This window comes from Acinetobacter nosocomialis (assembly GCF_041021905.1).
Classification (GTDB): Bacteria; Pseudomonadota; Gammaproteobacteria; order Pseudomonadales; family Moraxellaceae; genus Acinetobacter; species Acinetobacter nosocomialis.
Map to the genome: position 1 here is coordinate 3367381 of NZ_CP157432.1, position 11447 is coordinate 3378827.

An 11447-nucleotide genomic window follows, 5' to 3' on the forward strand; every position below is an offset into this window, starting at 1 on the left:
TAATATGGTGTGCAAAATAGCAATAAATCTTGATGATTGGTTTTGCTATGTCGTTTTGTCTTTTTACCTTGTATGACAAGGTTTCTAGGAGCGCTGCCGGATATGACTTCCGCCCCACTCAAGGCCCCAATTAACTGGACCGCTAGCATTACCTTAATTGGTTTACCAATTCTTGCTGCAATCATAATCCCGATTTACGCGTATTATTATGATTTTAGTGTAAGCGCATGGGTAAGCTTATTTTTTCTTTTAGCTTTAAGTAGCATGGGGATTACTGCTGGTTATCACCGTCTTTGGGCACATCGTGCTTATGAAGCGTCGTTACCTCTTAAAATTCTTTTAATGATTGGCGGCACATTTGCTGTACAAAACAGTATTCTGTTTTGGGCATCTGGTCACCGTACCCACCATCGCCATGTTGACGATGTGGATGAAGATCCATATTCAATTGAACGTGGATTCTGGTATGCCCATATGGGTTGGATGATTCGCGATCATTCTCCATCTGAGCCAGACTTTAAAAATGCGCCTGATTTACTCAATGACAAACTGGTGATGTTCCAGCATAAATACTATGCTTTACTTGTCGTAGCAGTTCACGTTGGTATTTTAGGTTTAGTCGGCTGGGCAACTGGCGATTTATGGGGAGTTGTTCTTCTCGGTGGTTTAGTACGTTTAATCATTAGCCATCAAGTAACTTTCTTCATTAACTCTCTTTGCCATATGTTTGGTAAACGTCCTTATACCGATGAAAATTCAGCACGCGATAACTTCTGGTTAGCGATTGCAACATGGGGCGAGGGTTATCACAACTATCACCATATTTTCCAATACGATTATCGTAATGGTGTGAAATGGTGGCAATATGACCCAACTAAATGGCTAATTTGGACATGTTCTAAGATTGGTTTAGCAAAGAACCTACGTCGTATTCCAAGCTTTAATATTAAAAAAGCAGAATTGGCAATGAAGTTTAAATATGCTGAACAGGATCTTGCGATTTATGGTCACGATGTAAATGCCGACATTAGTCAAATGAAGCAACGTATTGCTCAAGAATATGAAGCATTTACGCATACTTTAAATGACTGGGCGAAACTCAAAGAACAAGAGTTACAAGCAAAGAAAGCAGCAATGGCTGAAAAGATTCATAAAATGGATCATAAGTTAAAAGTTGATTTCCAATTGCTTGAACATCGTTTGAGTCATCATCGTGAGTGTCTAGAAACTTTAATGCGTAACATTAAAAAGAACACAAACGTCGTACCAGACTAATACGACTCTAGTTCGAAATAGCGCCTGTAAAGCCATGCTTTGCAGGCGCTATTTTTTTGGCTCGTTTTTAACTATGGTATAGTGAAGTTCGCCTCAATTATTTAGTCCAGCCTATGCAATTTAATCCGCTTTATTCATCACTCAATTCTAAGCTTTTTCATATACAGCAGCCTTCCCCTCTTCGAGGTGCAAAGGCTGGACACTTTAATCTAGCTTTAGCCGAAGAATTACAATGGACAGATGAAGAAAAAAAAGCATGGGTTGAGATCTGTAGTGGCCAGCGGACTTTCCCAGAGTTTCCACCTTTGGCAATGGTTTATGCAGGCCATCAATTTGGACAATGGGCAGGTCAGCTAGGCGACGGACGCGGTTTACTCATTGGACAAATTCTGAATAAAAAAGGTCAAACCATCGATTTGCATTTGAAGGGTGCAGGCCCTACCCCTTATTCACGCATGGGAGATGGCCGAGCAGTTTTACGTTCAGTTATTCGCGAATATTTAGCAGGTCATGCCTTAAATGCTCTAGGAGTCGCCTCAAGTCATGCAATAGGTTTTACAAGCTCTACCCAAGGTGTCCAACGTGAAAAACTAGAACCGGGCGCGATGCTGCTTAGAACATCTGAATGCCATATTCGTTTAGGGCATTTTGAATGGATCAATCAATATGCGCCTGAGTTATTGGCCGAGTTCACTCAAAAATGCATTGAATGGCACTATCCAGAATGCCAACAAGAAGAACAGCCTATTTTAGCTTTTGCTAAAGCTGTGATTAGAAATACAGCCATTATGATTGCTAAATGGCAGCTGGTCGGTTTTGCTCACGGTGTGATGAATACCGATAACTTGAATATTACGGGCTCTACACTCGATTTTGGCCCATACGGTTTTATGGAACGTTTCCGTCCAAACTGGATTAACAACCATTCTGATTACCAAGGACGTTATACCTATCAAAACCAACCGAGTATTGCGCACTGGAATTTATGGACTTGGTTAAATAATCTCATTCCACTTGCTGAGCCTGAGCAAAAGGAGCAATTCAAAGAATCGTTGGCCGCTTGTCTAGAAGAATTTGAACCAACTTTTATTGAGCATTACACCACTGGTTTATGCAAAAAAATGGGCCTTCCTCATTTTCATAAAGACAGTACTGAATGCGGCTTAAGCTTTTTACGTATTTTGCAAACAGAGCAACTTGATTACACTCAAAGCTTTATTCGCCTTCAAAATAAAGAATATAAGGTTTTACGTGATGATTGCCTTGATATTCGACAATTTGATGCTTTCCTTACGCAATATGAAAATATTCGTGAACATCAAGATACCGATGAACTTGATGCGAACATGCAAGAAGCAAATCCGATTTATATTTTACGTAATCATATGGCACAGCGAACGATTGAAGCAGCGGAGCGAGATGATTTTAGTGAAGTAGACCGTTTGTTTAAGTTACTCAATCATCCTTATACAAGACAACCAGATTTGGAAAAACCTGAAGACTTAGGGCCATTGCCAAACGATGTACCTGATGTAGCAGTGAGCTGTTCGTCTTAATTTTTTATCCACATTTTCTGTGGATAACATTGTGGTTATCCACAGAATAACTTTTCTAAGCAATTATTCTTCAGGATATTCGAAGCGATACCCTACACCGTAAACAGCTTGAATCCACTCATGACGGTTACCAGTTTCCGCCACTTCCGTGATTTTTCGACGCAAGTTTTTAATATGGCTATCAATAACTCGGTCAGCAACATCAAAGCTATCCGGATTAATATGATCTAATAATTGTGCACGTGAATAAACTTGCCCCACATGTTCTAAAAATAGCTCAAGTAGGCGAAATTCTGTCGGCGTTAAACTTAAAGATTTTTGTTGATACCAAATTCTTTGTTGGGCTTTATCGATGCGGAACGAATCATTTTGTTCTGGCTCAGCCTTACGTTCCAAACGGCGTAAAACTGCTTGTACACGGGCAACCAACTCTTTTGGACTAAAAGGTTTGCACACATAATCATCTGCTCCCATATTTAGCCCTAAAACACGGTCAATTTCTTCAGTACGTGCAGTTACCATAATAATTGGTAAGTCTGACTGTTCACGTACTTTACGGCAAATCGTTAAACCATCCATTCTTGGAACCATTAAGTCCAGAATCATTAAATTAGGTTTACGTTGTTGAAAGCTCGTATAAGCATCTTGACCATCATGAAACATGCTTACTTCGAAACCAGCAGCCTCAAGATAATCACGCACCAGATGCGCTAACTCGACTTCATCTTCAACCAACATTACATGTTTCATGGGCCATTTTTCCTTTTATTTAACTCTGCTTTTTAAAGGTAAGTACACAACGTAAACCACCTAATGGTGAGTGTTCAAAACTTAGTGTACCACCAAGCGCTTGCGCAATTTTACAAGATAAAGCTAAGCCTAGTCCTGTTCCACCTGTACTACGCGTGCGCGAATCATCTACACGATAAAAACGTTCACCTAAACGTGATAATTGCTCATCACTTAAACCAAACGGACTGTCATCGACATATAAAGTCCACTCCTGAGACGTTTGACTTGTATGAATATGAATCTTTCCACCTGTTTCGGTATAACGAATACTATTACTAATTAAATTAACAATAATTTGTTTAAAGCGATCACGGTCTAATAATAATGGAACGCCCTCACCTTCCACCTCAATTTCCAGCTCTGCCTGTTCGAGTTTAGGCCTGAAATTTTCAACTTCTTGCAGTACAACATCCCAAGGGTTGACCGAACTTAAATAGCATTTAAGTTGCTGGGCATCGGCCTGTGCCAAGTCTGCAAGATCTTGAGTGAGTTTCTTTAAGCTTGAAACTTGTCTCATCATGGCATCGAGATGTTCAGGAGTCGCCTTTCGAATACCATCTTGCATTGCCTCGATTTGCGCTTGCAATACAGCTAATGGTGTTTTTAACTCATGAGATGTATCTGCAACCCATTGACGTCGTGATTCTTCATGTTGATGTAAAATCTCGGCTAAATGATTTAGTTGAGTTGATAAGTCACCTAGTTCATCATTTCGTTTAATCACAACTTGATGCTGATAATTACCTTTAGTTAATTCATTTGTTGCATTTAATAAACGCTGAATTGGCTTTTTAAAATAAGTTGCCATTAAAAGTGCTGCAACTAAACTCGACAGCAATGTTAAGGCATAAATTAAAAGTAAATAACGCTTTTGATTACTAAAGAAATTAATACTTAAAGCATCTTCTTTATCTAGGACTGGTTTTAGTCCTAAATACCCTACCACCTCATTGTTGACGATGATAGGACGGTACGACATTTGATCTGAAGATGGCGGTTCGCCCACTACAAACTGATGTTTGGCATCATATAAGGATAAACGAGAACTTAAGCCTAAACGGTCTGGTAAAGCAATAAAGCGCTTCTTACCATTTTGTGTCTCAATATCTTTGAGACTTCCTCTTTTTGACTTGTTTTTATTGTCATCACGTGGACGAAACTGGTTAGCACTTAACGGGAATTTTAAACCTTCAAATGGTTGATATTCAGAAGGTAAGTTTTTTTCTAGTGTGCGTAACTCTTCATCGCTAAAAATAGAATTTTTATTTGGAGATGCACCATCTGGAGAAACATTAATGAGAGTGTGTTCATCGAAAGAATGCTGCTGAATGGCAATGTCATATTGGCGTCTTAACCACCACTGTGAAAGACGATCGTAATCATCTGGAGCGGCTGTTCCTTCAATTTGTAAGATTTGGGCTTGAATCGCGTTTCCCCAATCATGATAAACGTTATAAACATTTCCAAGATTGGTCATGAGCCGATCTAGCTTTTGCATTTCAACATCAGCCACATATTTGGCAAAGTTCTTTTGCATGGTCCAGTGCAGAACACTCAAACTTGCGGTTGCAATTAACAGCGTGGTAAGCAAGACCGTTAAAAATAGCCGCAATGCAATGGGAACACGTAGAACGTTCAAAAGCATTCTCTCATTTTTATCCTATATTTTGCATTGTAACCAACAACGAAAAGAAAAACTCTCCATTGTTTCTTCATCTTTATTATCTAATCTTTAAGTCATCTTAAAACAAACATTAAAGGGCTTTAAACATGAAAATGACGGCTAAAATCGCATTATTCAGTGCAGCAATTGTAACTATGGGCAGTTTGGCAGCTTGTCAATCAAACCCTCAAACGCCTAATTCAGACCATCATATGATGAAAGATGGTCCACGTGATGGTCATCACCGCATGAAACATCGTGAATTTACACCTGAGCAAAAAGCAGCGTGGGAACAGCACCGCGCAGAACGTCAAACTCGTTTTGAACAGATTCAAAAAGCATGTGAAGGCAAGGCAAATGGTCAAGCTGTAAATGTCCAAGTTGGAGATAGAACACTTGAAGGGACTTGTAATCTTCGTTTCGAACCAAAGCGTCCTCAACCACCAATGAATGCTCCAGCTCCAGTAGCACCACAAGCAAAATAATTTTAAAAATACTGCAATAAAAGGCGCCTATCGGCGCCTTTTTTGTGTACATAACTACTTACGATTTTGACTATTTGTCTCATCTAAACTTCACCAAAAGTGTTTACACTCAAAGCACTTACATAGTTCAAGTATTTTTTTCTTGACTTTGCAGTCACAAAGTAAAGGCCCTGAGGTGCTTGTACAGTTATGCAAGTTGTTGCACGATGTAATGGTTCAAGGTGCCTCTTATGGCACATTATCGTAGATTAGGATTATAACTCTGGTTTCACCAGTATTGAGGAACCCGATATGCCACAATACAAAGCGCCCTTACGTGATATGCAATTTGTTTTGCATGAATTATTAAATGCTGAAGAACACTATGCAAAATTACCTGACTTTCAAGGTAACGTAAGCCGTGAATTGGTTGATCAATATTTAGAAGCTGCGGCAGACTTCTGTGAAAATGAACTTTCTCCGTTAAACCAAGTTGGCGACCGTGAAGGTTGTACTTGGAATGATGGTGTTGTTACTACACCAACAGGCTTTAAAGAAGCTTATCAAAAATACATCGAACTTGGCTTCCCGTCTTTATCAGCAGAAGAACAATACGGCGGTCAAGGTTTACCTAACTCTTTAGGTATCGCAATTTCAGAAATGGTAGGTAGCTCTAACTGGGCATGGGGTATGTACCCTGGCTTGTCTCACGGAGCAGTACGTACATTAGAACATCATGGTTCTGATGAACAAAAAAATACTTACTTACCAAACCTTGTTTCAGGTGTTTGGACAGGTACGATGTGTTTAACTGAATCTCATGCAGGTTCAGACTTAGGTATTATCCGTACTAAAGCAGAACCAAATGCAGATGGTAGCTATGCAATCTCTGGCGAGAAAATCTTTATCTCTGCTGGTGAACATGATATGGCTGAAAACATTATCCATATCGTTCTTGCTCGCCTTCCAGGTGCACCAAAAGGGACTAAAGGTATTTCGTTATTTATCGTTCCTAAGTTCAATGTCAATGCAGACGGAACGATTGGCGAGCGTAATGCAGTACGTTGTGGTTCTATTGAACACAAAATGGGTATCCATGGTAACGCAACTTGTGTCATTAACTTTGACCAAGCTAAAGGTTACTTGATCGGACCTGAAAACCGTGGTTTGAACTGTATGTTCACCTTCATGAACACAGCACGTATTGGTACTGCGGTTCAAGGTTTATCTGCATCTGAGTCATCTTTCCAAGGTGCTTTAGCTTACGCGAAAGAACGTTTAGCAATGCGTTCACTTTCTGGTCCTAAAGCTCCGGAAAAAGAAGCAGATCCTATTATTGTTCACCCTGCTGTTCGCAACATGCTTTTAACTCAAAAAGCATTTGCTGAAGGCGGTCGTGCACTTGTTTACTTACTTGCTCAATATGCAGATATCGTTGAAAAAGGCGAAACTGAAGAAGAGCGTAAGTTTGCTGACAACATCTTGTCTTTATTGACTCCAATTGCAAAAGCATTCTTAACTGAAACAGGTTCTGAGTCTGCTAAGCACGGTGTTCAAGTCTTCGGTGGTCATGGCTTTATTTCTGAGCATGGCATGGAACAAATCGTACGTGATACACGTATTGCCTGCTTGTATGAAGGTACAACTGAAATTCAAGCACTAGACTTATTAGGCCGTAAAGTTTTACAAACTCAAGGTGCAATGCTTCGTGATTTCACTAAGATTGTTCACAAGTTTGTAGAAGCAAATAAAGACAATGCTGCCATGAAAGAATTTGTTGAGCCACTTGCTGCGCTTAACAAAGAATGGGGCGACCTCACTATGCAAATCGGTATGCGTGCAATGCAAAATCCGGATGAAGTGGGCGCTGCTGCTGTAGATTACCTCTACTTCGCTGGTTACGTGACTTTAGCTTATCTATGGGCTCGTATGGCGCTTGTAGCACAAGAGAAATTAGCAGAAGGTACAACTGACGTTGATTTCTATAACGCGAAAGTTACGACTGCTCGCTTCTACTTCAAGAAAATCTTGCCACGCGTACGTTCTCACGTAGACGTTATTGCTGGTGGTTTAGACCCATTGATGTCATTAGATGCTGAACATTTCGCTTTCTAACCATAGTTAGTTGCGATATGCAATGTTAAAAACTAAAAAAGGACTGCTCAGTTTTGACGGTCCTTTTTTTATAAGATCAGTGATAAATTTAGACTTTAAATTCAATATCCATTTCGTTTTACAGGATATCTAGCACAAGTTGATGTGCATAAAAAAGGTGAACGATTATGCCAATTTACAATGCTCCTTTAGCTGATATGAAATTCATCTTAAATGATGTATTTAAAGCAGAACAATTTTGGCAGTCTAATGAGAAACTCGCTCATGTAGATGCTGCAACAGCTGAAGCAATTTTAGAAGAAATGGCTAAATTTGCTCAGAACGTGACTCATCCATTAAACCGTACTGGTGATGAAGAAGGCGCTCGCTATGAAAACGGCGAAGTCTTTACGCCTACTGGCTTTAAAGATGCATTTCGTCAATATGCAGAAGGTGGTTGGATTGGCTTAGGCGCAGATGAAGAATGGGGTGGTCAAGGCATGCCAAAAATGCTGACCGTTCTTGCCGATGAAATGTTATTTGCGACAAACCCATCTTTCATGCTCTACCCGCTTCTTTCAGTAGGTGCTGGTATGGCTTTAAGTAGCTATGCTTCTCAAGAGCAAAAAGAAACTTATTTACCTAAGATTTATTCCGGTGAATGGTCAGGTACCATGTGTTTGACTGAACCACATGCAGGTACTGACTTAGGTATTATTAAAACTAAAGCAGAACGTAATGAAGACGGTACTTATAACATTACAGGTACTAAAATCTTCATCACTGGCGGTGACAACGATTTAGCAGAAAACATCATTCACTTGGTACTTGCTAAAACTCCAGATGCTCCTGCTGGTTCACGTGGTATCTCGCTATTTATCGTACCGAAATACCTTGTAAAAGAAGATGGTTCTTTAGGTGACCGCAACCATGTTGGCCCAGGTTCTATTGAACATAAAATGGGGATCAAAGCATCTGCTACTTGTGTAATGAACTTTGATGGCGCAAAAGGTTACCTCGTTGGTAAAGAAAACGAAGGTCTCGCTGCGATGTTCGTTATGATGAACTACGAACGTTTATCAATGGGTATTCAAGGTTTAGGTGCTTCTGAATTTGCTTATCAAAATGCTGCTCAATATGCGACTGACCGTTTACAAGGCCGTAGTGCAGCTGGTGTCCAATCACCAAGCAAGCCTGCTGATAGCATTTTAGTACATGGTGATGTACGTCGTATGTTGTTAAATGTACGTGCAAACAACGAAGCTTCTCGTGCATTTGCAGTCTATGTAGGTCAACAGCTAGATATCACTAAGTTCTCAACTGATGCAGAAGCTGTGAAAAAAGCGAATGATCGCGTTGCGCTTTTAACACCAATCGCAAAAGCTTACCTTACAGATACCGCATTCCAAGCAACTTTAGATGCTCAGATGGTATTTGGTGGTCACGGATATATTCGTGAATGGGGTATGGAACAATGTATTCGTGATCTTCGTATTGCGCAAATCTACGAAGGTACCAACGGCGTTCAATCTCAAGATTTAATTGGTCGTAAAACTATTAAATGTGGCGGTGCATTCATTGCTGAATACATTACAGAAATCCGTGACTTTGCAAATGATTTAGACACCGATTTGAACTTCATTAAAGATGCAACTTTAGATGCTGCAACTGAAATTGAAGCAATCACTCAGTTTATTATTGAACAAGCTGCTGAAAATGTAGATTTCCCAAATGCTGCTGCTGTTGATTACTTACATGCAGTTGGCTTACTCAGCTTCTCTTATATGTTTGCAAAAATTGCAGCTGCTGCTAAAGATAAATCTGGTGATTTCTACCAAAACAAACTTGCTTTAGCTCAATACTTTGTTGAACGTATCTTGCCAGATATTGATGCACGTATTGCTAAAATCAAAGCTGGTTCAGACTTAATTATGGGCTTTAGTGAAGACTACTTTACAAACCAAGCATAATTAAGATTTTTATAAAAAACGCCTGAGTAATCAGGCGTTTTTTATTTTGTATTTACTATTTCTATTGGCATAAAATTTGTTTATTTTCTAGGCATACTCATATTAAAAAGATTTTACTATGCCTGATCCGAAAAAGTTTGAAAGAACGCTCGACCGGTTTGGTCACTATGCCGTTGAAGCTTTTCATTATTTGGCTTTATTCATTATCGGTTGTATGGTGGCATGGTCAGCAGCACATACAGTTTATGAAATTTTAACTGTCAAAAAGTATGCTTCAATCGATGACATCTTATTGTTATTTATTTATCTGGAACTCGGCGCAATGGTCGGTATTTATTTTAAAACCAATCATATGCCTGTACGTTTTCTTATTTATGTGGCGATTACAGCCTTAACGCGTTTACTGATTTCAGATATTCAACATGACCATAAAGCAGATATCGATCAAGTGATTATTACTGGTTCAATTTTAATTTTAGCGATTTCAATTTTAGTGGTTCGTTTTGCTTCTTGGCACTACCCATCTGTAATGAAAGAAAAGCATTCAAAAACACCCAACTCTTTAAAAACTCCTCAACCACAAGATGACGAATTAGCATAAAAAAGGCCTCAATATTGAGGCCTTTTCATTTTTATATTTTAGTTTTAACGCACACGATAAACTTGGTGATGTGAATCAACTAATAAATATTGATTCGGTGTTTTCACCCAGTGATATCCACGTGGTGGTTCATATAAACGATGGGCACGCCAGTCCGAAACAAAATAACGGTTATCACGGTATTCTACAGGAATACGCTCCTCTCGCTTGAACACAACATATTCATGGCCACGGTTTGCATTTGACCAAACCGGTGGTCTATGGTCATCGCGTCGATCATAACGATGATCGTAGCGCTGTTCATAATGTCGATAGTCTTTACCGTGATAGTTATCCCAGCGATTATTTGAATCCGCCATCGCAGTAGCAGACATACCCAACATTAAAGTTGAAAGTACAAGAACGATTGGCTTTTTCATGGTGCATCCCTTTTGTCTTGATATAGAGCTAGATTAAAAGAGAGTCAAGGAGAAACCATGAATAAAACAGGCTTGATTGATATTGTTTGTAATGACTATAAAGAAAATATGAAGAATCTGTATCTGTGCTACCATTAGCATTTTCTAAGCTAGGTCAATTGCTGTGTCTGAAATCAGTTTTGAACGTCTTCATCAATTTTTCTGCAAAGTTCCAAGTGTACAAGAAGCCCGTATTATGGCGCATGGAGCAGATGGCGAACACGCTTGGTGGTTTAAGTTCAGTATTGATGTAGAACACCCACTTGCATGGCAAACCGTGCAAGAACTCGGCCATGTTTTAAACTATCTATCGACGAATGAACGTCTACCTACGTTATTTTTTCCAGTGTCACCACCGCCTTATATGAATGGCGAAGCAAAAGACTTTTTGTCATGGATTATTCAATGTAATCATCCTGAGTTTAACCCTGATGCCGTATGTGATTGGCTTGAAGCACGTTTACCTAATCCGGTAGATGATGAATCGCAGTGGAAGATTAAGACTGATTTGAGTGAAATAGAAAAGTTAGATGATAAGGCTTTGGATCAATTGATTCCGCCAGCACCTTAAAAT

Annotated in this window: 10 protein-coding genes; 7 read left to right on the forward strand and 3 right to left on the reverse strand. The window is 39.5% G+C overall.

Features of this window, described 5'->3' with window-relative positions:
- The first annotated feature begins 102 nt into the window (after nt 1–102).
- Nucleotides 103–1275 (forward strand): acyl-CoA desaturase, encoded by a 1173-nt coding sequence (locus tag ABLC00_RS15645; protein WP_002051241.1) that lies wholly within the window; start codon nt 103–105, stop codon nt 1273–1275.
- A gap of 113 nt (nt 1276–1388) precedes the next feature.
- On the forward strand, nt 1389–2831 hold the full coding sequence (locus tag ABLC00_RS15650) for a YdiU family protein (RefSeq protein ID WP_033846592.1): 1443 nt from the start codon (nt 1389–1391) through the stop codon (nt 2829–2831).
- 63 nt (nt 2832–2894) lie between these two features.
- Here the strand turns inward: ABLC00_RS15650 and ABLC00_RS15655 are convergent, their stop codons facing one another.
- Together ABLC00_RS15655 and baeS are read right to left on the reverse strand one after the other, a co-directional pair.
- Nucleotides 2895–3581: a response regulator gene (locus ABLC00_RS15655; RefSeq protein ID WP_002051374.1), complete on the reverse strand. Its 687-nt coding sequence runs from the start codon at nt 3579–3581 to the stop codon at nt 2895–2897.
- Between the two features lie 19 nt (nt 3582–3600).
- On the reverse strand, nt 3601–5262 hold the full coding sequence (gene baeS, locus ABLC00_RS15660; RefSeq protein WP_031944210.1) for a sensor histidine kinase efflux regulator BaeS: 1662 nt from the start codon (nt 5260–5262) through the stop codon (nt 3601–3603).
- Between the two features lie 131 nt (nt 5263–5393).
- On the opposite strand from baeS, the gene ABLC00_RS15665 reads away from it, so the two are divergent.
- From ABLC00_RS15665 to ABLC00_RS15680, 4 genes are all read left to right on the forward strand, one after another.
- Nucleotides 5394–5771 (forward strand): hypothetical protein, encoded by a 378-nt coding sequence (locus ABLC00_RS15665; protein ID WP_004885293.1) that lies wholly within the window; start codon nt 5394–5396, stop codon nt 5769–5771.
- A gap of 291 nt (nt 5772–6062) precedes the next feature.
- Entirely contained in the window at nt 6063–7865 is a 1803-nt protein-coding gene (locus ABLC00_RS15670; protein WP_004711974.1) for an acyl-CoA dehydrogenase C-terminal domain-containing protein, read from the forward strand.
- A gap of 167 nt (nt 7866–8032) precedes the next feature.
- Nucleotides 8033–9814, forward strand: coding sequence for an acyl-CoA dehydrogenase C-terminal domain-containing protein (locus ABLC00_RS15675; protein ID WP_004885290.1), 1782 nt, complete (start codon nt 8033–8035; stop codon nt 9812–9814).
- A 118-nt stretch (nt 9815–9932) separates the two neighbouring features.
- Nucleotides 9933–10415 (forward strand): phosphate-starvation-inducible protein PsiE, encoded by a 483-nt coding sequence (locus ABLC00_RS15680; protein WP_004885289.1) that lies wholly within the window; start codon nt 9933–9935, stop codon nt 10413–10415.
- Between the two features lie 44 nt (nt 10416–10459).
- Here ABLC00_RS15680 and ABLC00_RS15685 read toward each other — a convergent pair whose 3' ends face one another.
- Nucleotides 10460–10834: an RcnB family protein gene (locus ABLC00_RS15685; protein WP_033846591.1), complete on the reverse strand. Its 375-nt coding sequence runs from the start codon at nt 10832–10834 to the stop codon at nt 10460–10462.
- A 163-nt stretch (nt 10835–10997) separates the two neighbouring features.
- Between ABLC00_RS15685 and ABLC00_RS15690 the strand changes: the two genes are divergently transcribed.
- Nucleotides 10998–11444: a hypothetical protein gene (locus ABLC00_RS15690; protein ID WP_002051512.1), complete on the forward strand. Its 447-nt coding sequence runs from the start codon at nt 10998–11000 to the stop codon at nt 11442–11444.
- Nucleotides 11445–11447 lie beyond the last annotated feature (3 nt).

Bases quoted from the DNA above. Each gene is read 5' to 3' on its own strand.
- ABLC00_RS15645 (WP_002051241.1), top strand. From the start codon at position 103: ATGACTTCCGCCCCACTCAAGGCCCCAATTAACTGGACCGCTAGCATT.
- ABLC00_RS15650 (WP_033846592.1), top strand. From the start codon at position 1,389: ATGCAATTTAATCCGCTTTATTCATCACTCAATTCTAAGCTTTTTCAT.
- ABLC00_RS15655 (WP_002051374.1), bottom strand. From the start codon at position 3,581: ATGAAACATGTAATGTTGGTTGAAGATGAAGTCGAGTTAGCGCATCTG.
- ABLC00_RS15665 (WP_004885293.1), top strand. From the start codon at position 5,394: ATGAAAATGACGGCTAAAATCGCATTATTCAGTGCAGCAATTGTAACT.
- ABLC00_RS15670 (WP_004711974.1), top strand. From the start codon at position 6,063: ATGCCACAATACAAAGCGCCCTTACGTGATATGCAATTTGTTTTGCAT.
- ABLC00_RS15675 (WP_004885290.1), top strand. From the start codon at position 8,033: ATGCCAATTTACAATGCTCCTTTAGCTGATATGAAATTCATCTTAAAT.
- ABLC00_RS15680 (WP_004885289.1), top strand. From the start codon at position 9,933: ATGCCTGATCCGAAAAAGTTTGAAAGAACGCTCGACCGGTTTGGTCAC.
- ABLC00_RS15685 (WP_033846591.1), bottom strand. From the start codon at position 10,834: ATGAAAAAGCCAATCGTTCTTGTACTTTCAACTTTAATGTTGGGTATG.